The sequence below is a fragment of the Streptomyces sp. NPDC005374 genome, from assembly GCF_042872225.1.
In the GTDB taxonomy this organism is placed as follows: domain Bacteria; phylum Actinomycetota; class Actinomycetes; order Streptomycetales; family Streptomycetaceae; genus Streptomyces.
The window spans coordinates 225,727-248,214 of sequence record NZ_JBIAKA010000017.1; the positions used below are offsets into that span (position 1 = coordinate 225,727).

The 22,488-nt window shown below is 72.5% G+C and carries 18 protein-coding genes and 1 riboswitch; of the genes, 2 read left to right on the forward strand and 16 right to left on the reverse strand.

Features of this window, described 5'->3' with window-relative positions; translation table 11 throughout:
- Positions 1-192: 192 nt before the first annotated feature.
- From cobC to cobM, 6 genes are read right to left on the reverse strand one after another with little or no spacing between them, the layout of a single operon-like run.
- Complete coding sequence (gene cobC / locus ACFYRX_RS36025) at positions 193-1,266, reverse strand: Rv2231c family pyridoxal phosphate-dependent protein CobC (RefSeq protein ID WP_389109285.1); 1,074 nt, start codon at positions 1,264-1,266, stop codon at positions 193-195.
- Positions 1,256-2,182 (reverse strand): sirohydrochlorin chelatase, encoded by a 927-nt coding sequence (locus ACFYRX_RS36030; protein WP_389109288.1) that lies wholly within the window; start codon positions 2,180-2,182, stop codon positions 1,256-1,258. The genes cobC and ACFYRX_RS36030 overlap by 11 nt, the downstream gene beginning before the upstream one ends.
- Positions 2,179-2,799 carry a precorrin-8X methylmutase gene (locus tag ACFYRX_RS36035; protein WP_389109290.1) on the reverse strand — a complete coding sequence of 207 codons (621 nt, stop codon included), beginning with the start codon at positions 2,797-2,799 and terminating at the stop codon, positions 2,179-2,181. Before ACFYRX_RS36035 ends, ACFYRX_RS36030 begins: the two co-directional genes overlap by 4 nt.
- A complete protein-coding gene (gene cobJ, locus ACFYRX_RS36040; protein ID WP_389109293.1) occupies positions 2,796-4,493 on the reverse strand; it encodes a precorrin-3B C(17)-methyltransferase in 1,698 nt (565 codons plus the stop codon). The genes ACFYRX_RS36035 and cobJ overlap by 4 nt, the downstream gene beginning before the upstream one ends.
- Positions 4,490-5,812 carry a precorrin-6y C5,15-methyltransferase (decarboxylating) subunit CbiE gene (gene cbiE, locus ACFYRX_RS36045; protein ID WP_389109295.1) on the reverse strand — a complete coding sequence of 441 codons (1,323 nt, stop codon included), beginning with the start codon at positions 5,810-5,812 and terminating at the stop codon, positions 4,490-4,492. The genes cobJ and cbiE overlap by 4 nt, the downstream gene beginning before the upstream one ends.
- Positions 5,809-6,636, reverse strand: a complete 828-nt coding sequence (gene cobM, locus ACFYRX_RS36050) for a precorrin-4 C(11)-methyltransferase (RefSeq protein WP_389109297.1) — start codon at positions 6,634-6,636, stop codon at positions 5,809-5,811. The genes cbiE and cobM overlap by 4 nt, the downstream gene beginning before the upstream one ends.
- A gap of 95 nt (positions 6,637-6,731) precedes the next feature.
- Here cobM and ACFYRX_RS36055 point away from each other — a divergent pair, with 95 nt between their 5' ends.
- On the forward strand, positions 6,732-7,469 hold the full coding sequence (locus ACFYRX_RS36055) for a ZIP family metal transporter (RefSeq protein ID WP_389109299.1): 738 nt from the start codon (positions 6,732-6,734) through the stop codon (positions 7,467-7,469).
- Positions 7,470-7,489: 20 nt separating this feature from the next.
- Here ACFYRX_RS36055 and cobI read toward each other — a convergent pair whose 3' ends face one another.
- From cobI to ACFYRX_RS36105, 10 genes are all read right to left on the reverse strand, one after another.
- On the reverse strand, positions 7,490-8,236 hold the full coding sequence (gene cobI, locus ACFYRX_RS36060) for a precorrin-2 C(20)-methyltransferase (RefSeq protein WP_389109302.1): 747 nt from the start codon (positions 8,234-8,236) through the stop codon (positions 7,490-7,492).
- Positions 8,221-9,747, reverse strand: a complete 1,527-nt coding sequence (locus ACFYRX_RS36065) for a cobyrinate a,c-diamide synthase (RefSeq protein WP_389109305.1) — start codon at positions 9,745-9,747, stop codon at positions 8,221-8,223. The genes cobI and ACFYRX_RS36065 overlap by 16 nt, the downstream gene beginning before the upstream one ends.
- Positions 9,747-10,346 carry a cob(I)yrinic acid a,c-diamide adenosyltransferase gene (cobO, locus tag ACFYRX_RS36070; protein ID WP_389109308.1) on the reverse strand — a complete coding sequence of 200 codons (600 nt, stop codon included), beginning with the start codon at positions 10,344-10,346 and terminating at the stop codon, positions 9,747-9,749. The genes ACFYRX_RS36065 and cobO overlap by 1 nt, the downstream gene beginning before the upstream one ends.
- Entirely contained in the window at positions 10,346-12,349 is a 2,004-nt protein-coding gene (locus tag ACFYRX_RS36075; protein ID WP_389109310.1) for a putative cobaltochelatase, read from the reverse strand. The genes cobO and ACFYRX_RS36075 overlap by 1 nt, the downstream gene beginning before the upstream one ends.
- Positions 12,346-16,002, reverse strand: a complete 3,657-nt coding sequence (cobN, locus tag ACFYRX_RS36080) for a cobaltochelatase subunit CobN (RefSeq protein ID WP_389109313.1) — start codon at positions 16,000-16,002, stop codon at positions 12,346-12,348. The genes ACFYRX_RS36075 and cobN overlap by 4 nt, the downstream gene beginning before the upstream one ends.
- Entirely contained in the window at positions 15,999-17,510 is a 1,512-nt protein-coding gene (locus tag ACFYRX_RS36085) for a cobyric acid synthase (RefSeq protein WP_389109316.1), read from the reverse strand. Before ACFYRX_RS36085 ends, cobN begins: the two co-directional genes overlap by 4 nt.
- A complete protein-coding gene (locus tag ACFYRX_RS36090; RefSeq protein WP_389109319.1) occupies positions 17,507-18,448 on the reverse strand; it encodes a cobalamin biosynthesis protein in 942 nt (313 codons plus the stop codon). Before ACFYRX_RS36090 ends, ACFYRX_RS36085 begins: the two co-directional genes overlap by 4 nt.
- 97 nt (positions 18,449-18,545) lie before the next feature.
- Positions 18,546-18,681: riboswitch (cobalamin riboswitch) on the reverse strand.
- Positions 18,682-18,984: 303 nt separating this feature from the next.
- Positions 18,985-19,206 carry a hypothetical protein gene (locus ACFYRX_RS36095; RefSeq protein WP_389109322.1) on the reverse strand — a complete coding sequence of 74 codons (222 nt, stop codon included), beginning with the start codon at positions 19,204-19,206 and terminating at the stop codon, positions 18,985-18,987.
- 31 nt (positions 19,207-19,237) lie between these two features.
- Positions 19,238-20,497, reverse strand: a complete 1,260-nt coding sequence (locus ACFYRX_RS36100; RefSeq protein WP_389109325.1) for an anion permease — start codon at positions 20,495-20,497, stop codon at positions 19,238-19,240.
- Positions 20,498-20,650: 153 nt separating this feature from the next.
- Positions 20,651-21,400 (reverse strand): lysozyme, encoded by a 750-nt coding sequence (locus ACFYRX_RS36105; protein ID WP_389109328.1) that lies wholly within the window; start codon positions 21,398-21,400, stop codon positions 20,651-20,653.
- A 194-nt stretch (positions 21,401-21,594) separates the two neighbouring features.
- On the opposite strand from ACFYRX_RS36105, the gene ACFYRX_RS36110 reads away from it, so the two are divergent.
- Positions 21,595-22,278 carry a class II aldolase/adducin family protein gene (locus tag ACFYRX_RS36110; protein WP_389109331.1) on the forward strand — a complete coding sequence of 228 codons (684 nt, stop codon included), beginning with the start codon at positions 21,595-21,597 and terminating at the stop codon, positions 22,276-22,278.
- Positions 22,279-22,488 lie beyond the last annotated feature (210 nt).

Here is a 22,488-nt window from a genome sequence, read left to right on the forward strand (position 1 = left end):
GCTGGAGAAACAGGGCATGTCCACACAGCGACGGCGAGTACCAGGTCTCCAGGTCTCCGGAAGCCACGCGTGACCCGCCCCCGCACATGATCACGTGACGTATCCAGACTCGCCCTCGGTGTCCGACCCGGACAACCAAGGTCGCCCCAAGCAACCACCAAGGTCGACTTCGCTTGTGGAAAGGCCGAGTCATCAACTCCTCACAAAGGTCACCGCCTGATCGAGCGCCTGCAGAAACCGGTTCACCGTCGCCCGGTCCCGCACCGCGAGCCGCAGCCAGTCCTCACCCAGCCCCGGGAACGTGTCTCCGCGCCGCACCGCCCAGCCGAGATCGCGCAGCTGACGTCGTACGGCGGTGGCGTTCGGCAGTCGTACGAGGACGAAGGGACCCTCGGCCGGTTCGACCACCCGGAGCCCGTCCGGGGCGAACTCCCGCAGCCCGGCGACGAGATGGGCCCGGTCGGTGGCGATGCGGTGGGCCGCGTGGGCCGCCTCCGCGAGCGCCCGCGGTTCCATGCAGGCCCGGGCCGCGGCGAGGGCCGGAGTGGACACCGGCCACAGCGGCTGGGCCCGTTCGAGCTCGGCGATCGTCTCCGGGGCGGCGAGGACGTAACCGATCCGGAGTCCCGCCAGACCCCACGTCTTCGTCAGACTGCGCAGGACGACGAGCCCGGGCACGTCCGTCCGCCCGGCCAGGGCCTCCCGCTCACCCGGCACGGCGTCCAGGAACGCCTCGTCCACCACCAACGTCCGCCCCGGGCGGGCCAGTTCGGTGATCGAGGCGGCGGGGTGCAGGATCGACGTGGGGTTGGTCGGGTTCCCGACGATCACCAGGTCGGCATCCTCGGGGACGGCCGCCGGGTCGAGCCGGAAGCCGTCCTCGGCCCGCAGCAGCACCCGGTCGACCGTGTGCCCGGCGTCCCGCAGCGCCGCCTCCGGCTCGGTGAACTGCGGGTGCACGACCACCGGGTGACGGGCCGTCAGCGCACGTGCCAGCAGCACGAAGGCCTCGGCGGCGCCCGCGGTGAGCAGTACCTGTTCCACGGGTACCTCGTGCCGGGCCGCCACCGCCGCCCGCGCCCGGCGCCCGTCGGGGTAGGCCGCGAGCCCCGTGAGCGACGCGGCGATTTGCTCCCGCAGCCACACCGGGGGAGTGTCCGCGCGCACGTTCACCGCGAGGTCGGTCAGCCGCGCACCGTCGTCCCGGACCTCGGCGTCGCCGTGATGCCGCAGGTCGTGCCCGCTCCCGGTCCGGTCAGTGCGCATGGGAGGGGGCGCCGTGGTGGTGTCCGTGGTGATGGTGGCCGTCGTCGTCCGGATGGAAGTGCGGCTGCTGCGGCAGACCCACCTTGTCCTCGAAGCCGGGCAGCGCGATGCGGTACACGCACGAGTCGCAGTTCATCCGCAGATCGCCCTCGACGGCCTCCCGGTACCGCTCCATCACCAGGTCGAGCAGCTCCGGCTCCGGACCGATGACCTCCGCGGAGCACACCTCGACCTCCGGATGCGCCGCCGCCCAGCCCTCGGTCTGCTGCTTCACCCGGTCCGGCAGGATCCCGGTGAACAGGAAGTAGGGGAGTACGACGATCCGCCGGGCCCCCAGCGCCACGCACCGGTCGAGGCCGCTCGGCACGTCCGGCGCCGCCAGCGACACGAACGCCGTCTCCACGCCCGCGTATCCGCGCCCCTCCCACAGCAGCCGGGCCGCCTTGTACACCTCGGCGTTGGCGTCGGGGTCCGTGGAACCCCGGCCTACGAGCAGCACGGTCACGTCGGCCCGGTCCAGGGGCGCACGGTTCCCGCCGGCGCCCAGCGCCTCCTCGAGCCGCCGCTCCAGCACGCTCAGCAGCGCCGGGTGCGGGCCCAGCGGACGGCCGTAGGTGTACGAGATGCCGACGTGCCGCTCCTTCTCGCGGGCCAGCGCCGCCGGGATGTCGCCCTTGGCGTGCCCTGCGGACACCAGCATGAGAGGTACGGCGGCGAACCGGCGCACGCCCCGCTCCACCAGCTCCGCCACCGCGTCACCCAGCGGCGGCGGCGACAGTTCGATGAAGCCGCCCGCGACGGGCAGTTCGGGGTGGCGGGCCCCCAACTCCCGGACGAAGTCACGGAACGCCTCGGCCCCGGCATCGTCCCGGGTGCCATGACCGGCGATGAGCAGGGCGGGCTGGGGGGTGGTCACGATGTCTCCTCGGTGTTCCGGACAAGGGGCTTCTCAAGAGGATGGTCCTCAAGAGGGTGGTACAGCAGGGCGTTGAGCGCGGCGGAGGCGACCGCCGAACCGCCCTTCTCGGACACGTTGCTCACGGCGGGCAGTCCGCTCTCGCGCAACGCGGCCTTGGACTCGACCGCGCCGACGAAGCCGACCGGCAGCCCGATGACGAGGGCCGGTGCCGCGTCCAGGGTCAGCAACTCCTCCAGCGCGGTGGGGGCGTTGCCGATCACCCAGATCGCCCCCGGGCCGACCTGCTCGTGGGCGAGCCGGATCGCGTGGGCCGAACGGGTCAGCCCCGGCCCGGACTCGGCGTCCCTCAGCCGGCAGACGGTCTCCCGCCGGGTGATGCCGGCCGCGACCATCTCGACGTCCACGACGACGGGCGCACCCGAGTGCAGGGCGGCGTGCGCCTTCTCCAACTCGCCCTCGTCCAGGACGAGATCGGTGGCGTACTCGAGATCGGCGGCGGAGTGCACGACCCGCTCCACCACCGCCCGGGTCAGCGGCGGGAAGTGCGAGGTGTCCAGGCGGGCGCGCAGCCGCCGGTAGGACTCCACCTCGATCGGATGGATCACTCGGTTCACCGGGCGCCCTCCTGCCGCGCGCTCTCCTGCCAGCGGTAGCCGCGCGGCGTCACCATGCGGCCCGCGATGTCCCGGGTCGCCGTGTTGCCCACCGTCACCACCGTCATCATGTCGACCGTCGCCGGATCGAGGGCGGCCAGTGTCGTCAGCCGGCTGGACTCGTCCGGCCGGGACGCGTTCCGTACGACACCGACCGGCGTGGTCGCCTCCCGGTGCTCGGCGAGGATCGCGAGCGCCTTCGGCAACTGCCAGTCCCGGCCCCGGGAACGGGGGTTGTAGAAGGTGACCACGATGTCCGCCTCGGCCGCAGCGCGCACCCGCCGCTCGATGACCTCCCACGGCGTGTGCAGGTCGGACAGGCTGACGGACACGTGGTCGTGGCCCAGCGGGGCACCGAGGATCGCGGCGGCGGCGAGCGCGGCCGTCACACCCGGGACGCCGATCACGTCGATGTCGTCGGAGGCCTCGGCGAGCGCGGGGGAGGCCATGGCGTAGACACCGGCGTCCCCGCTGCCGATGAGCGCGACCGCCTGCCCCTTGCGGGCCTCTTCGACGGCCGTGCGCGCTCGCTCCTCCTCGGCCCCGAGCCCCGACTCCAGGACCAGGGTGCCGGGCCGCAGCAGATCGCGGATCTGGTCGACGTACTGGTCGAGCCCGACCAGCACCGAAGCGCGCTCGAGCTCGGCCTTCGCGCGGGGCGTCAACAGGTCCCGGGCGCCAGGACCGAGCCCGACCACCGCGAGCCTGCCGCGCACGGGACGCCGTACGACGGCACAGGTCGCCATGGCGGGCTGTGCGGCCGACTTCCGCTTGGGGACGAGGAGTTCGCCGCCGCCGATCAGTGCGGCGGCCTCGGCGACGGAGGGGGTGCCCACGGCCGCGAGGGGCGCCTCCGACGGGTTGGGCACCTCGACGACGGCCAACTCCTCGGCGGAGTAGGTGATCAGGGGAACGCCGAGCCGCTCGGCGGCCGCCACGATCCCGGGCTCCTCCGCCTTGGCGTCCACGGTGGCGAGCCCGGCGACCGACTTGACGGACAGCCCGGCCTCGCGCAACGAGCCCTCGATCAGCTCCAGCACCTCCTCGGCCGGCGCGCCCCTGGAGGCGCCGACGCCGACGACGAGGGTGGGCGGACGCAACACGACCTCCTGTGCGGACAGTTCGACGAGACGGTCCGACACACGGATGCCGTAGACCCCGTCCGCCGCCACCGGCAGCGGGGGCAGCGGCCAGCCCGACTCGTTGTGCAGGGCGACGGGTTCGCCGTCCAGGAGGGCCCGCGACACGGCCGCCACCGCACCGTCCACCGGCAGCCCGAGGGTGTCAAGACCCGGCATCCCCACCGCGTCGGTCGCCGTCGTCACCACCGGCTCGGCATCCAGCAACTCCCCTACTTCGCGGGCGAGTTCGTTGGCACCGCCACCGTGCCCGCCGACCAGAGACACGGCGAACCGGCCGCCCTCGTCGACACACACCACACCCGGGTCGGACGCCTTGGAGTCGAGCAGCGGCGCGATCAGCCGTACCACCGCTCCCGTCGCCAGGAAACACACGAGCTGCTCGCACTCCGCGAACGCCCGCCGTACGGCGTCCCCCACGGGCCCGTCGTACACGCGCGTGCGGTCCGGCCAGGCCGCGGCCAGCCGGTTGCGTGCCGCCGCCCCCGCCGCGGTGGCGGAAATAAGGCCGATCACTGAGCAACTCCCTCTCGATACACGGGGTTTCTGACGCCCCACAGCAGGAAAACCGGATTGGTCGCCGCGAGCCGGGTCACGTCCCCGGGCAGCGGCGCCAGCCGGGACGACTGGAGCAGTACGCCGTCGCAGTCCAGCCCGGCGCCGGTGAGGGCCGCGCGTACGGCCGGCACCCGGTCGAGCGCGGCCAGGGCGACGACGACACCACGCCGGGCCCGCCGCGCACAGGCGGCGACGATGCCGGGCAGTTCGTGTCCACCACCACCGACGAACACGGCGTCGGGATCGTCGAGTCGAGTCAGCACATCCGGCGCCGCCCCCTCCACGACCTGCACGTCGACCCCGTGCGCGGCCGCGTTGGCACGGATCCGCTCGACTCCGTCGGGTGCCTTCTCCACGGCGACTACGGCGGCACCGAACCGCGCACACTCCACGGCCACGGACCCGGACCCGGACCCGACGTCCCACACGAGATCCCCGAGCCGCGGCCCCAGCCGTGCCAGCGCCAGTGCCCGCACCTCGAACTTGGTGATCATCGAGTCGCGGTGCGCGAACTCGCCTTCCTCCAGGGCCCATCGGGCGGGGGCCCGGGGAGGCCCGGCAACGGTACGCACACCCCCGAGAACCCGCGACTCGTCGAGACACAGCACGACACTCACACCAGTTCCCCAGTCCCGGGCGGCGGCGTCGGCGGGGCTGAGCCGCTCGACACGCTCGTCGCCGGATCCCAGGTCGGAAGCGACCACGAGAACACGCTCCAGGGGCGCGGGGCTGTATCCATGTGCGGCTCCGCCGCGGGGCGCGACCAGCCCCGACGCAGCCGCAGTCGCCCGACCACCTTTCTCGGCACCCCCTGTCGCGAGCGCAGCTCCCAACTCCGCAGGACCGGCCCCCGGCCCCGTGAGCACCGCCACCTTCGGACGAGCCCGGCACACATTCACCGCCGTACGCAGATCCCGCCCATGCGCGCTGACCACCACCGCGTCGTCCCACGGCAACCCCACGCGAGCAAACGCGGCCGCGACGGAAGAGACCCCCGGCCGCACATCCAGCGCATCGGACCCGAACCGCTCCGCCAGCACCCGCACGATCCCGAAGAACCCGGGGTCGCCGGAGGCCAGCACGACGATCCGACTCCCCTTGTCGTGATGCCGTTCGATGATGTCCAGCGCCGGTGCCAGCGGCCCGAGGACGACCCGCTCGGCATCCGCGGGGACCGCCGCGGCGTCCAGGTGCCGTCGCCCGCCCACGACCAGCTCGGCCCCGGCCAGGGACTCCGGAGGCGGCGCCCCCGTCCCCGTACCCACGACCGTGATCATGTACCGGCCCCCCGAGCGGAGCGCGCCCGCAGCTCCCGCCGGGCCTCCGGGTCGGCCTTGCGGTACCCGTGGAAGTGGCCGGGATGGTACAGGTGCGACCGGGTGCCCTCGGCGTCCAGCGCCGGGCCGACCAGGAACAGCGTGTGCTTCCACAGCTTGTGCTCCTTGACGGTCTCCTCCAGCGTCTCGATCGTGCACCGCACGACGAGCTCCTCCGGCCAGGTCGCCTGGTAGGCGACGACGACCGGGGTGGACGTCGGATAGCCGCCCTCCAGCAGCTCCCGCACCAGCTGCCCGCTGCGTGCCGCGGACAGGAAGATCGCCATGGTGGTGCCGTGCTTGGCGAACTCCCGCACCTCCTCCCCGGGCGGCATCGGCGTCTTGCCGCCACCGAGCCGGGTCAGGACGACGGACTGCGCGACCTCGGGGATCGTCAGCTCGCGCTGGGCGAGCGCGGCGACGGCCGAGAAGGCGGAGACCCCGGGCACGACCTCCGTCTCGATGCCGATCCGGGCACACCGGTCGAGCTGCTCCTGCGTGCCGCCCCATAGGGCGGGGTCGCCGGAGTGGATACGGGCGACCTTGAGACCCTCCTCGCAGGCCCGCTCGTACACCGCGACCACGTCCTCCAGCGACATGGTCGCCGAGTCGAGGATCTCCGCGTCCGCGCGCGCGTGGTCGAGGACCTCCGCCTGGACCAGGCTCGCGGCCCAGATCACGACGTCGGCCTCGGCGATGGCGCGCGCGGCCCGGAACGTCAGCAGATCGGCGGCGCCGGGGCCGGCACCGACGAAGGTCACCTTGCCGGTGGGGGCATCGGCCATGGGAATCGGTCCTCTCGTTGCAAAAGGGGTCAAGGGTGTCGCCGGTGCGATGGCCGGATGTGCGCGAACGGGGGTCGATCGGATACCAAGGCCCTATGGCGGTCTTCGTCGCGCTCGGCGCGTTCCTGATGACGCTGGCCGGCGGCTGGACGGCACAGCGGGTGACCGACCGCCGTCATCTGGTCCTGGGCCTGGCCGGCGGCCTGATGCTCGGCGTGGTCGGCCTGGACCTGCTGCCGGAGGCGCTGCACGCGGCAGGCGAGGAGATCTTCGGCGTCCCGGCGGCCCTGCTGCTCTTCGTGGCCGGTTTCCTGCTGGCCCATCTGGTGGAACGTCTGCTGGCCGCCCGCCAGGCCGCGCACGGCGGCGAGGAACGTGCGGAGCACGGCGGCCGGGTGCCCGAGGTGGGCCTGACGGCCGCCGGTGCGATGGTCGGCCACAGCGTCATGGACGGCGTGGCGATCGGCGCGGCCTTCCAGGTGGGCGGCGGCATGGGCACGGCGGTCGCGCTGGCCGTGGTCGCCCACGACTTCGCGGACGGCTTCAACACGTACACGCTCACGAGCCTGTACGGGAACGCCCGCCGCAAAGCGCTGGCCATGCTGGCCGCGGACGCGGTGGCCCCGCTCGTGGGCGCGGCCTCGACGGCGTTCGTGACCATCCCGGAGGGCCTGCTCGGCGGCTATCTCGGCCTCTTCGGCGGCGCGCTCCTGTATCTCGCGGCGGCCGAGATCCTCCCCGAGGCCCACCACGAACACCCCGCCCGCTCGACCCTGCTGTGCACGGTCGCGGGCGTGGGCTTCATCTGGCTGGTGGTCGGCCTGGCGGGCTGACCCGCCGGCTCTTGAGGGACTCACAGTTTGCCGCCCCGGGTACCGTCGCGCCGCGCGGGCGCGATGAGCGTGGACAGATACGGCAACGCGGCCCCGTCGAGCTCCGCGGCGGGCCGAATGGACTCACCCTCCAGCCCCAGGGCCGATCCCCATACGGCGTCCTCGATCCGCCCGGTCTCCCGCAGCGCCTCGACCACCTCGCCGGCCTGCCGCCCGAACTTGTAGGCGACGACGGTCCCGGGCCCGCTCAGGGCCTCCTTGAGCACGGCCGCCCCCGCGGTGACGGGCACCAGGACGAGCGGCTCGGTGCCCTCGGTCAGCACGGCCCCGGAACGGGCCGCGAGGTCCTGCATGGCGGTGATCCCGGGGACGGTCTCGACGACCACGTCCGGCACGAGCTCGCCGATGGTCTGCGCGAGATAGGTGAAGGTGGAATAGACGTTGGGGTCGCCGATGGTGGCGAAGGCGACGGACGAGTGCGCGGCCAGCAACTGGACGACCCGCTCCCCGGCGGCGTCCCAGGCGGCCTCACGCCGGCCCCGGTCGCTGCGCTCGTTGAGGGCGAAGACGACCCGTACGACCTTGTCCTCGGGCACGTAGTGCAGAACGGTCGCCTCGGCCCGCCCCCGCTCCCCGCTGTCCATGACGGGCACGACGATCACATCGGCGGCGCGCAGGGCGTTGACACCCTTGACGGTCACCAGCTCCGGATCCCCGGGCCCGACCCCGACCCCGATCAACCTGCTGCTGCTCATGACGTCCGGCACCTCTCCACGAACCTACGGGCGACACCGGGCTCCGAGGCCCAGTGCGTGTGCAGATAACTCGCGTGCACACCACGCTGTACGAAACCCTCGAGCCGCCGCCGGGGCACCCGCACACCCCACGCGGCGGCGTCCCCCGCCTCCGGTTCCACGACCGTCCGGTGGAACTCGTGCCCCCGCATCCGCGTCCCGGCGACGGCGAGCGAACTGTCACTGACGGCGACGGCGTCCCGGTACCCGAGGGTGAGGGTCTCCTCCATCCGCGCGGAGGCGTCGAGCACCCCGCACATGGGCTGCCCGTCGAGTTCACGGCACAGGTAGAGCAGCCCGGCGCACTCGGCGGCGACGGGAGCGCCGCTCTCCGCCAGCGCGGAAACAGCCGTCCGCAGCGGCTCGTTGGCGGACAGCTCAGCGGCGTACACCTCGGGAAACCCACCCCCGATGACCAACCCGGCGGTCCCGTCGGGCAGTCGCTCGTCCCGCAAGGGATCGAAGGGGACGACGTCAGCCCCGGCCGCGGTGAGCAGTTCGCTGTGCTCGGCGTAGGAGAAGGTGAAGGCGGGGCCGCCGGCGACGGCGACCCTCACGGGCCGGTCGGCGGTCTGGTGCGGCTGAGTGGGGGCTGGTCGCGCAGTTCCCCGCGCCCCTGGGTGACTCAGCCCCTCCGGCGTTTGAGGAGCGGGGGTCCGGGGGCGGAGCCCCCCGGGCGGGGTCGAAGGGGCAGAGCCCCTGGAGGACGGGACGGGTAGGGGCGGCGGGGGCGAGGAAACCAAGACCTCAGCCGCATCCCAAGCAGCACAGGCCAACACCCCCGCGCCACGCGCAAGACGCATCAGCCCATCGAGATCACACCCGCGCTCGACCTGCGCCGCCATCGCCGCAACCGCCTCCACCGCAGCCGCCCGCCGCTCGGCGACCGGCACCAGCCCCAGATGCCGGGACGGCGTGTCCACCTGGGCCACCCGCCGCAACACCCCGAACACAGGCACCCCGGCCGACTCCAACGCCTCCCGCAGCAACGCCTCGTGCCGATCCGACGCGACCTTGTTGAGGATCACGCCCCCGACCCGCACCTCCGGATCCCAGGACGCGAACCCGTGCACCAGCGCGGCGACCGACCGGGACTGCGAGGAGGCGTCGACCACCAGCACCACCGGCGCCCGCAGCAGCTTCGCCACATGCGCGGTGGAGGCCAGCTCACCTTCCCCCGCGGCCCCGTCGAACATGCCCATCACACCCTCGACGACGGCGATGTCACACCCCCGCGCCCCGTGCAGGAACAGCGGAGCCACCAGCTCCGGCCCGCACAGGTACGCGTCGAGATTCCGCCCCACCCGCCCGCTCGCGAGCGCGTGATACCCGGGATCGATGTAGTCCGGGCCCACCTTGTGCGGGGACACGGCGAGCCCCCGCGCGGCGAACGCGGCCATCAGCCCCGTGGCGACGGTGGTCTTGCCGCTGCCCGACGAGGGCGCGGCGATGACCAGCCGTGGGACGGAATCGGATGAGGACATCACCACTCGATACCCCGCTGCCCCTTCTGCCCGGCGTCCATGGGGTGCTTCACCTTGGACATGTCGGTCACGAGATCGGCGAATTCGACGAGCTTGTCGGGCGCGTTCCGCCCGGTGATGACCACGTGCTGGGTCCCGGGCCGCTCCCGCAGCACATCAAGAACCTCGTCCGTGTCCACCCACCCCCAGTGCATGGGGTACGCGAACTCGTCGAGCACATACAGCTTGTACGTCTCGGCGGCCAGATCCCGCTTGACCTGCTCCCAGCCCTCCCGGGCCTTCTCCTCGTTGTCCATCTGAGCGTCCCGCTGGACCCAGGACCAGCCCTCGCCCATCTTGTGCCAGTCCACGGACCCGCCCTCACCGCTGGCGCCGAGCACCCGCAGCGCGTTCTCCTCGCCGACCTTCCACTTCGCCGACTTGACGAACTGGAACACCCCGATGGGCCACCCCTGGTTCCAGGCCCGCAGCGCGAGCCCGAACGCGGCGGTGGACTTCCCCTTCCCGACGCCCGTGTGCACGACCACCAACGGCCGGTTACGGCGCTGACGGGTCGTCAGTCCGTCCTCCGGCACCACACTCGGCTGCCCCTGAGGCATTACGCGGCCCTCCTCTGTACGTCCTTCACGAGCCCTGCGATCGAGTCCGCCCGCAACTCGTCCAACGTCACGGCGGTACCTCCCAGTTCACCGGCGAGCTGCCCGGCCAGCCCCAGCCGCACGGGCCCGGACTCGCAGTCGACGACGACGGAGGCGACCCCGTCGGCGGCGAACAGCCGGGCCGCCCGGCCCGCGAGGGCGACCGGCTCGGGCCCTCCGGTGGCCCGCCCGTCCGTCACCAGGACGACCAGCGCCCGCCGGGCCGGATCCCGCAGCCGCTCCACCCGCAGCACCTCGTGCGCCCGCAGCAGCCCGGCTGCGAGCGGCGTACGGCCACCCGTCGGCAGCGTCTCCAGCCGGGCCGCCGCTGCATCGACGGACGACGTCGGCGGCAGCGCCACCTCGGCGGCCGACCCCCGGAAGGTCACCAGACCCACCTTGTCCCGCCGCTGGTACGCGTCGAGGAGCAGCGACAGCACGGCCCCCTTCACCGCACTCATCCGCTGCCGCGCCGCCATCGACCCCGAGGCGTCGACGACGAACAGCACGAGATTGCCCTCGCGCCCCTCACGCGTCGCCTGCCGCAGATCATCGCGCCGGACGACGAGACCGCGCCCCGACCGCCCCCGGGCCCGCTGATGCGGCGCCGCGGCCTGCACGGTGGCCGCCAGGTGCAGCTTGGTCAGGGCCCCGCGGGGCCGCCGCGCCCCGGTCGTCCGTCCGTGCTCGGTCCGGGCCCGCGACCGCCGCCCGGCGGCACCCTCACCGAGTCCAGGCACGCTGAGCACCTTCGTACGGAACGGCTCGGAAGCCCGCGCGGCGGATTGCTCACCCGACCCCGCGCCGGATGCCTGCGGCTCACCGCCCTCACCGGCCTCGGGCTGCGCACCGGAGTCACCGTCGGCCTGCGGCCCGTCGGACGACGGCGGCTGCCCACCGTCCCCACCGCCGTCACCGGGTCCGTCCGGATCCGGCTCGTCATCGTCCTCGGGGCCGCTGAACTCCTCCAGCGTCTCGTCCAGCTTGTCCTCGTCGAGTCCCGGCGCGTCAAAGGGGTTACGGCGCCTGCGGTGCGGCAGCGCGAGCAGCGCGGCCTGCCGTACGTCCTCCGCGAGCACGTCCGTCCGCCCGGCCCAGGCGGCCAGCGCGGTGGCGGTCCGGGCCATCACGATGTCGGCCCGCATGCCGTCCACCTCGAACGCGGCGCAGGTCGCCGCGATCTGCCGCAGCGCCGGGTCGCCCAGCCGCACCGACGGCAACAACTCCCGTGCGGCGACGACCCGTTGCCGTACGGCCGTCTCCTCGTCCGCCCAACGGGCCGTGAAACCCGCCGGATCGTCGTCGTACGCGAGCCGTCGCCGTACGACCTCCACCCGCTGGTCGGGCTCCCGCGAGGCCGCGACCTCGACGGTCAGCCCGAACCGGTCGAGCAACTGCGGCCGCAGCTCGCCCTCTTCGGGGTTCATGGTGCCCACGAGCAGGAACTTCGAGGCGTGCCGCACGGAGACGCCCTCCCGCTCCACGTACGACGCCCCCATCGCGGCCGCGTCGAGCAGCAGGTCGACGAGGTGGTCGTGCAGGAGGTTGACCTCGTCGACGTAGAGGATCCCGCGGTGCGCGTCGGCGAGGAGGCCCGGCTCGAAGGCCTTCACGCCCTCCGCGAGCGCGCGCTCGATGTCGAGGGCGCCGACCAGCCGGTCCTCGGAGGCGCCGACGGGGAGTTCGACCATGCGGGAGGGGCGCCGGACGCCGTTCCCGCTCTCGTGCGGGCCGTCCGGGCACGAGGGGTCGGGAGCGGACGGGTCGCAGGAGAAACGGCAGCCGGCGACGACCTCGACCTCCGGCAGGAGTGCCGAAAGGGCGCGCACCGCCGTCGACTTGGCCGTGCCCTTCTCGCCGCGCACCAGCACACCGCCGACCGCAGGTGACACGGCGTTCAGCAGCAGCGCGAGCCGCAGGTCGTCCTGGCCGACGACGGCCGTGAACGGAAAGGGGGTACTCACTTGTCGTCGCCCTCCAAGTCGCCTTCCAGCTCCAGGTAGGTGGCCCGCAGCCGTTCCAGGGTGTCCGCGTCCGGCTCGGCCCACAGTCCGCGCTCGGCGGCCTCCAGCAGCCGCTCCGTGATGCCGCGCAGCGCCCAGGGGTTGGACTTCTTCATGAAGTCCCGGTTCTCCGGGTCGAAGACGTACTCCGCGCTGAGCTTCTCGTACATCCAGTCGTCGACGACGCCGGCCGTGGCGTCGTAGCCGAAGAGGTAGTCGACGGTCGCCGCCATCTCGAAGGCGCCCTTGTAGCCGTGCCGACGCATCGCCGCCATCCAGCGCGGGTTGACCACGCGGGCCCGGAAGACCCGGTGGGTCTCCTCGCCGAGCGTCCGCGTCTTCACCTGGTCGGGCGTGGCCGAATCACCCACGTATGCCTCGGGGTTGGCGCCCGTGAGGTGGCGGACCATCGCGACCATGCCGCCGTGGTACTGGAAGTAGTCGTCGGCGTCGACGAGGTCGTGCTCACGGGTGTCGACGTTCTTCGCGGCCACGTTGATCCGCCTGAACGCGGTCTCCATGTCCCCGCGCGCCGCCCGCCCGTCGAGTCCGCGCCCGTAGGCGTAGCCGCCCCACACCGCGTACACCTCGGCGAGGTCGGCGTCCGAACGCCAGTTGCGGGCGTCGATCAGCGGGAGCAACCCGGCCCCGTACGCCCCCGGCTTGGACCCGAAGACACGGGCCGTGGCCCGCCGCCGGTCACCGTGCTCGGCGGTGTCCTCGTCGGCGTGCGCCTTCACGAAGTTCTGCTCGGCGGGCTCGTCCAGCTCGGCGACCCTGCGCACGGCGTCGTCGATCAGCCCGACCACGTGCGGGAAGGCGTCCCGGAAGAAGCCCGAGATCCGGACGGTGACGTCGATGCGCGGCCGCCCGAGTTCCGCGAGGCCGATCACCTCGAAGCCGGTGACCCGGCGCGAGGCCTCGTCCCACACCGGACGGCAGCCCAGCAGTGCCAGGATCTCGGCGATGTCGTCGCCCTGGGTACGCATCGCGGACGTGCCCCAGACCGTCAGGCCGACGGACTTCGGGTAGTCGCCGGTGTCCTGGAGGTACCGCTGCACGAGGGAGTCGGCGAGCGCCTGTCCGACCTCCCAACTCAGCCGGGAGGGAATGGCCTTGGGGTCGACGGAGTAGAAGTTCCGGCCGGTCGGCAGGACGTTGACGAGCCCACGGGTCGGCGAACCGGAAGGACCCGCCGGGACGAAGCCGCCGTTCAGGGCCTTCAGGATGTGGTCGATCTCGTCCGTCGTGCGCGCGAGCCGGGGTACGACCTCGTCGCAGGCGAACTCCAACACCGCGACGGCGTCGGGGAGTTCGGTGCCGAGGACGTCACGGACGAGGGGCGCGGCCGCCGCCGTGTCCCAGGAGAGGTCCTCCATCCGCTCCGCCAGGCGCCGGCACAGCTGCTCCAGCAGGTCGATCGCGTCGGCGGCCGAACGGGACGGGCCCTCGACGAGGTCGGACAGCTCGACCGGGACCTTCACCGGAGCGCCCGGCTCGGCGAGCAACTCCTTCTCCACGAGCCCGTAATGGGCCGCGAGGCAGGCCCTGAGCCCCGGCAGGGCGTTGGCCTGACCGCCCCACACCTGCGAGGCCCGCAACACGGCGAGCACGAGGTTGACCCGTGGCTCACCCACCGGACCACCGCCGAGGATGTGCAGCCCGTCACGGATCTGCACGTCCTTGATCTCGCACAGATAGCCGTCGATGTGCATGACGAACTCGTCGAACGCCGTGTCGTCCGGCTGCTCGTCGACATGCAGGTCGTGATGGAGCTCGGCCGCCTTCACCAGCGTCCAGATCTGCGCCCGGACGGCCGGGGCCTTGGCCGGGTCCAGATCGGAGACGAGCGCGTACTCGTCCAGCAGCTGCTCCAGCTTGGCCAGGTCGCCGTACGTGTCGGCACGCGCCATCGGCGGCACCAGGTGGTCGACGACGGTGGCGTGCCCGCGCCGCTTGGCCTGGGTGCCCTCACCGGGGTCGTTGACGATGAAGGGGTAGATCAACGGCAGCTCACCGAGCACCGCGTCCGGCGCACAACTCCCGCTGAGACCAAGGCCCTTGCCCGGCAGCCACTCCATCGTGCCGTGCTTGCCCATGTGGACGACGGCGTCGGCACCGAAAGAGTTCTCCAGCCACCTGTACGCGGCCATGTAGTGGTGCGACGGCGGCATGTCCGGGTCGTGGTAGATCGCGATCGGGTTCTCCCCGAAACCGCGCGGCGGCTGGATCATCACGACGACATTCCCGAACTGCAGCGAGGCCAGCACGATGTCGTCCCCGTCGACGTACAGCGAGCCCGGCGGTTCGCCCCACGCCTCCAGCATGGCGTCCCGCAGCTTCGGGTCGAGCGTGTCGAACCACGCCCGGTAGTCGGCGAGCGGCACCCGCGCGGGCGCCGACGCCAGCTGGTCCTCGGTCAGCCACTCGACATCGTGACCGCCGGCCTCGATGAGCCGGTGGATCAACTCGTCGCCGCCTGAAGGGTATTCGGTGAGCGAGTACCCGGCGTCCCGAAGCGAGTCGAGGACCCGCACCGCCGAAGCGGGCGTGTCGAGACCCACCGCGTTGCCGACCCGCGAGTGCTTGGTCGGATACGCGGTGAAGACCAGCGCGAGCTTCTTCTCCGCGTTCGGCTTGTACTTCAACCGCGCGTGCCGCACGGCGATCCCGGCGACCCGCGCGGCCCGCTCCGGGTCCGCCACGTACACCGGGACGTCGTCGGGTCCCTGCTCCTTGAAGGAGAACGGCACGGTGATGAGCCGCCCGTCGAACTCCGGGATCGCGACCTGCATCGCCGCGTCCATGGGGGAGAGGGCCGCGTCGGACCCGTCCCACTGGGCCCTCGACGACGTCAGGCAGAGCCCTTGCAGCACCGGCACGTCGAGGTCGGCCAGCGCGCCGATGTCCCAGGCCTCCTCGTCCCCGCCGGCCGAGGCCTGCGAGGCGTGGGTGCCGCCGGCGGCGAGGACGGTGGCGACGAGGCAGTCGGCCTTGGCCAGCAGCTCGTAGAACTCGGCGTCGGCCCCGCGCAGTGAACCGCAGTACACGGGAAGGGCGTTGGCGCCGCGCGCCTCGATCGCCTCGCACAGGGTGTCCACGAAGGCGGTGTTGCCGCTGAGTTCATGGGCCCGGTAGAAGAGCACGCCGATGGTCGCACGGCCCTCCTCGAAGGCGTACGAGCCGTGGACGCCGTACTCCGGCATCTTCCGCGGCTCGACGAACCCCTCGCCCGTCAGCAGCACGGTGTCGGAAAGGAACCGGGCGAGTTCGGTGAGGTTGTCCGGCCCGCCCTCGACGAGGTACTTCAGCGCCTCGGCCACAACACCGGCGGGCACCGACGAGTCCGCCATCAACTCGGCGTCCGGGACGGCCTCCCCGCCCAGCAGCACGGTAGGGATGCCCGAGGACCGCAGGGCGGCCAGCCCGTCCTCCCAGGCCCGCTTGCCGCCGAGCAGCCGTACGACGGCGATGTCCGCGCCGTCGAGGAGCGCGGGCAGTTCGTCCGTGACGTCGACGCGCGTCGGGTTGCCGATCCGGTACCCGGCATCCGAGGCGGCCCGGGCCGCCAGCAGATCCGTGTCGGCGGTCGACAACAACAACACTGTGCTCATGCGGGCGCTCCCGGTGGAATGAAAGGCAGTCCTTGCGGCGCACCGGACTCGATGAGCCGCCACAGCGCGTCCGTGTCCGCGTGCTGTTCGATCAGGTCGCCGAGCCGGTCGAGCTGCTCCTCGCGCAGCGCGGCGAACGAGGTGTCGGGGGCCGGCACGAACCGGCGGCCCGCGGCGGCCGCCACCTCCCGCAGGAACGCCCGCCGGAACCCGTCCGACTCCAGCGAACCGTGCCAGTGCGTGCCCCAGGTCTGGCCGACGCGGCAGCCGTCGAGGAAGGCTTCTCCGCCGCTGACGTCGGCGACCCCGTGATGGATCTCGTACCCCTCGACGTGCTCGCCGAGGGCCTCGCCCACCGGCCGGGTGAGGGTCTTCTCGCGGGCGAACCGCACCCGCACGGGCAGGACTCCGAGCCCCTCGACATGCCCCTGACGGCTCTCGACCTCGTCCTCGATGTGCTCGCCGAGGATCTGGAACCCGCCGCAGATGCCGAGGACGGGCCGCTGCTCGGCGACCCTGCGGCCGATGGCCTCCGCGAGCCCCCGCTCCCGCAGCCACTTCAGCGCGCGGACGGTCCCCCGGGTCCCCGGGATCACGACGAGGTCGGCGTCCGCCAACTCCTCCGCCCGGTCCACGAACCGCACCACGACGCCGGGTTCGGCGGCCAGGGCGTCCACGTCGGTGAAGTTGGACATCAGGGGAACGGCACAGACGGCGACACGCAGGACGTCCTCCCCGACGGGCGGAGCGGTGTTCGACTCCCGGACCGTGCCCCGCAGCGAGACCCGCAGCCCGTCCTCCTCGTCGATCCCGAGCCCGTGTTGGAAGGGCAGCACACCGTAGGTACGGCGCCCGGTGAGCCCGTGGAGCATGTCGAGCCCGGGTTCGAGCAGCGAGACGTCACCCCGGAACTTGTTGACGAGGAACCCGGCGATCAGCGCCTGGTCCTCGGGGGAGAGCAGCGCGACGGTCCCGAAGAAGGAGGCGAAGACCCCGCCCCGGTCGATGTCCCCGACGACCAGCACGGGCAGCCCGGCGTTGCGGGCGATGCCCATGTTGACGATGTCGGTGCGCCGCAGATTGATCTCGGCCGGACTCCCGGCCCCCTCACAGATCACCGCGTCATACGTGCCCCGCAACTCGGCGAGACAGTCGAGCACCGTCCCGAGAAGCTGCTGCTGCCGCCCGCCGTGATACCCCCGGGCACTCAACTCGCCCACGGGCTTCCCGAGCAGCACGACCTGACTGCTCTGCTCGCCACCCGGCTTGAGCAGCACGGGGTTCATGAGCGCGGTCGGCTCGACCCGGCAGGCCTGCGCCTGCATGGCCTGGGCCCGCCCGATCTCGGCCCCCTCCCTCGTCACGAACGAGTTGAGGGACATGTTCTGCGCCTTGAAGGGCGCGACCTTCACTCCCTGCCGCACCAGCCACCGGCAGATCCCGGCGGTGACGACACTCTTGCCGGCGTCGGAGGTGGTACCGGCGACCAGCAGCCCCCCACCGCTCATGCCCCACGTCCCTTCACGGCGATCCGCGCGACGACACCGACGCCGAGCGCCAGCAGCCCCACACGCCGCGAGAGCCGCGCGGCGCGCTCGATGTCGGCGGTGGCGACAGCGCGCCCTCCCTGATTCAGCACGGGCCGATGCTCGACCCGCCCCGCGTACGACAGCGTCCCCCCGAGCCGCACACCCAGGGCCCCCGCGAACGAGGCCTCCACAGGACCGGCGTTGGGACTCGGATGTCTGCGCGCGTCCTGGCGCCAAGCCCGCACGGCACCCCGTGGACTGTCCCCGGCGACAGCGGCGAGCACGGCGGTGAGCCGCGCCCCGGGCCACCCGGCGAGGTCGTCGAACCGGGCGGCGGCCCACCCGAACCGCCGGTACCGGGGCGACTTGTGCCCCACCATGGCGTCCAGCGTGTTCACGGCCCGGAACCCGAGCAGCCCCGGCACCCCGCCGACGGCCCCCCACACGAGGGCGCCCACGACGGCGTCGGAGGTGTTCTCGGCCACGGACTCCACCACGGCCCGCGCGATCCCGTCGGCGTCGAGGGCCTGCGGATCCCGCCCGCACAGATGCGGCAGCCGGTCCCGGGCCGCCTCGACATCCCCCGCCTCCAACGCCCGCCCGATGACCCGGGCCTCCCGCACGAGTGAAGTCCCGCCCACAACGGCCCAGGTGGCAGCACCGGTGAGCACGACGGAAGCGGTACGGGACGGACGTACGACATGTTCCGCGACGGCACCCAGCGCCATCGCGCCGCCCACACACACGGCGGTGTGCAGCGCGCCCCACCCGCGGTGGTCCCGCCACAGCACCCGTTCCACGGCCCCGGCCGCGCGCCCGAACACGGCGACCGGATGTCCCCGGCGCGGATCACCGAGCAGCAGATCCCCGACAAGTCCGGCGGCGGCGCCGTACGCGAAGACGCGATCGGCACGCATCGGGTCAGCCGGCCGTGGGGTCGGCAAGCGAGCGGGTGCGGTACCTCGAAGGGCAGGCGGGCATCGCGATATGTCCTCACTCAGGGTGTCCACGCCCTGGTTCGACGAGACCGACGGCGAGAGTTCCTGGCTCCCGGGGCTACCTACCCCGGTCACAGTGGCGGGACCGCGCCGGACTTGAACCGGCTTCCTCTGCTGCCGTCGTACATGGCTCCGGCAGTCCACCACGCACCCGAACGGCAGTCAACTTGCTGTTGACCTGCGGCGGGAGAGTGTGCAGAACCCCACACCACCGGCCGGGGAGACGGTGGACCCGCAGCACACGGACGGCCGGGGGGGGTCTGGCCCCGCCGTTCCCGTCAGCCCCCGGCCGGCAGCGAGACGGGGGGGCCGGGCCCGCGCCGGGCGGGGGCGGGCACGCCCCCCCGCCGCCCCCCCCCCGGGGGGGGCGCGGGGCCCCCCCCCCCCCGGGGGGGGGGGGGCCCCCCCCCCGCCCCCCCCCCCCCCCCCCCCCGGCCGTCGAACGATCGGTGCCGTCAGGCCACGATCAGGGAGATGCCGTACGCCACCGCCGCCGCGCACGCGGCGAAGCAGACGTACGCGCCGGTGACCGCGAGGGTCGCCGAGTCGCCCTGGGCCGTGGCCCTCTCCTGACGGGAGAGGCCCATGATGCCGAGGGTGAAGAGGGCCACGAGGCCCACGGTGACCACGAGGCTGACGCCGAAGACGGAGCCGAGCGCTTCCCAGTCGATCTTCATGGTGAGGCTTCCTTAGCGCTGGGGTGCGGACTCAGACGGCGGCCGGCGGGGCGGCCGGCTCCGTGGTGACGGGGGTGGAGATCGCGGCGGCGGTCGGGGCCGGGATCGTGGCCGTGAGGTCCTCGGTCACCGTGCCCACGGGCGGCGGGGTCACGGCGGCGATCGCCGTGGTCACCACGCCGGCCGGCTCGTCGGAGTCGATGACGTTCGACGCGTCCACGACCTCGCGCCGCGAGATCTTCCAGATGGCCGCGCTGGAGGCGACGAGGAAGACCGCCACAGCCGCCGTACCCCAGTCGCCGAGGTTGGTGACCGACTCGGCCAGGGCGCCCACCAGGGCCGCCGCCGGGAGCGTCAGGCCCCAGGCGACGAACATGCGGGTGGCCGTGGACCAGCGGACGACGCCGCCCTTGCGGCCGAGGCCCGCGCCCATCACCGAACCGGAGACGGAGTGCGTGGTGGAGAGGGAGAAGCCGAGGTGGGAGGAGGCCAGGATGACGGTGGCCGCGCTGGTCTGGGCGGCGAAGCCCTGCTGCGGCTGGAGGTCGGTCAGGCCCTTGCCCATGGTGCGGATGATGCGCCAGCCGCCGAGGTAGGTGCCGAGCGCGATGGCGAGGCCCGCCGACAGGATGACCCAGGTGGGCGGGTCGGAGTCGGGAGCGACGACGCCGCCGGCGACCAGGGCGAGGGTGATGATGCCCATGGTCTTCTGCGCGTCGTTCGTGCCGTGGGCGAGTGAGACCAGGCCGGCCGAGGCGATCTGCCCGGTGCGGTAGCCCTTCGCGGCGGCCTTGCCGTCGGCCTTCTTGCCCAGGGTGTAGGAGAGGCGGGTGGCCAGCATGGCGGCGACGCCCGCGACGATGGGAGCCGCGACCGCCGGGATGAGGACCTTGGTGACGAGCGCGTCACCGTGGACCGCGCCCATGCCCGCCGAGGCGATGGTGGCGCCGATCAGACCGCCCATCAGGGCGTGCGAGGAACTGGAGGGCAGGCCCACCAGCCAGGTCAGCAGGTTCCAGAGGATCGCGCCGACCAGGGCGGCGAAGATGACCTCGGGACGGATGCCGGTCTCGTCGACGAGACCCTTGGAGATCGTGTTGGCGACCTCCACCGAGAGGAAAGCGCCCACAAGGTTCAGCACGGCGGACATGGCCACCGCGACCTTGGGCTTGAGTGCACCGGTCGAGATGGTGGTGGCCATCGCGTTGGCGGTGTCATGAAAACCGTTCGTGAAATCGAACGCGAGTGCGGTTACCACCACAATCGCGAGGATCAGCGAGAAGTTTTCCATTTACCCAGGCAATCGTTCGAAGTCATTGGTCGGTTGAACGTAAGTAACCTGGGTGAACGGAAGATGAACTGAGCAGGGCCGCGCGGTGACCGGAGTGGGCGTCTCTTGCTACGTCGTACGCCCCGGACCCCATGCGCCCCATGTGCCTCAGGGCTACGACCCCCGGGCGAACTTCTTCAGCCGGCTCGCGGACCCGTTGAAGAGATTCTGATCACCCGGCAGGCCGCCCTTGTTGTCGTACTGCCAGAACGTCCAGAACGACCATCCGACAGGCAGGGCACCCGCGTCCGCCGAGCGGTAGCGGGCCACCCACAGCGCGTGGTTCGAGGCGAAGGCGCCGCTGCCGCCCGTGCAGGTGTTCCACCAGTGGGCGGTCGTGTAGATCACCGGACGGCGGCCGGTGAGCCGCTTCACCTCGTCACTGAACGACGCGATCCAGCCGACCATCCTCGCCCGGCTCATGCCGTAGCACTTGCGCTTCTTGTCGTACGGGTTGTATTCGATGTCGAGCGCCGGTGGCAGCGTCCAGCCGTCCGCGGACCAGGCGCCCCCGTTGCGCACGAAGTACGCGGCCTGTGTCCTGCCCGACGACTTGTCCGGCAGCGCGAAGTGATAAGCCCCGCGGATGATGCCCGCGCCGCGCGCGCCGTCGTACTGCTCCGCGAACTGCGGATTGCGGTAGCCGGTGGACTCGGTCGCCTTGACGTAGACGAACTCGGCGCCCTTGGCCCTGGCCTTCGGCCAGTCGACGTTCTTCTGGTGCGCCGAGACGTCGTGCCCCCTGGGCAGCCCCGCCGCCGAGACCGGCGCCCCGGCGAGCGCCATGCCACCCACGGTGAGCGCGGCCACCGACACGGCGAGGGCGCGGGTTCGGTGACGGACCGGTTTTCGATCACGGGCCATGTGTCCCCCCGGGAATGGCGTCGTGCAGAACAAAGCCCAGACAGTACTGGAAGGGCATCGCATTGCGGGCGATCCCCGGCCAAGCCGTAAGAGGGAGGTGTGTATGCCGACATGCGGCCTTTCGGAGGCCGGGCGTCCGCCCCGAAGAGCCCGGGCCCGAAGCGGCCCGGCGCCGCGGCTGGCAGGATCACGGCATGGCTGAGGAGCAGCAGGATCCGCGGGACGTACGAGGCGCCGAGTCATGGGCCGACGCCTGGGAGGAGTTGGTCGCCACGGCCCGCCGGACCGTCTCCGACGGACTGGTCGTCGGCACCTCCGGCAACGTCTCGGTGCGCGTCGGGGACACCGTCCTGGTCACCCCGTCGGGCGTGCCCTACGACCGCCTCACGCCGGACGACGTGACGGGCGTCGACCTCGACGGCCGCCAGGTCCTCGGCAGCCTGGTCCCCACGAGCGAACTCCCCATGCATCTCGCCGTCTACCGCAGCACCGACGCCCGCGCCGTCGTCCACACCCACGCCGTGCACGCCACGGCCGTCTCCACCCTGGTCCCCGAACTCCCGGCGATCCACTACATGGCCGGCGCACTCGGCGGACCCGTCCGCGTCGCCCCGTACGCCACCTACGGCACCGACGAGTTGGCCGAGAACATGCTCCACGCCCTCGCCGACCGCTCCGCCTGCCTCCTCCAGAACCACGGCACGATCACCTACGGCACCACCCTCTCCCAGGCCTACGACCGCACGGCCCAACTGGAGTGGATGTGCCACCTGTGGCTGACGGCCCGCTCCCTCCCGAACCTGACCCCCAACCTCCTGACGGAGCAACAGGTGGCGGAGGCGGGCGAGCGGTTGCGGGGGTACGGGCAGCGGGGGTGAGCGGATCCGCCGCGACGGGTCGCGCAGTTGCACCCACCCGCGTACGCAACGAGCCGCCGCGCGCGAGGGCTGTGCCACGCCATGCCGACCGGCGGCCGCGGATCCGTCGTGGCTTGTCGCGCAGTTCCCCGCGCCCCTAAGGAGTTGCAGGCAGCCTGCACCACGATGGACCGTTCGCCGCGTACGGCGCGTAGGGGACGGGGTGGGGGG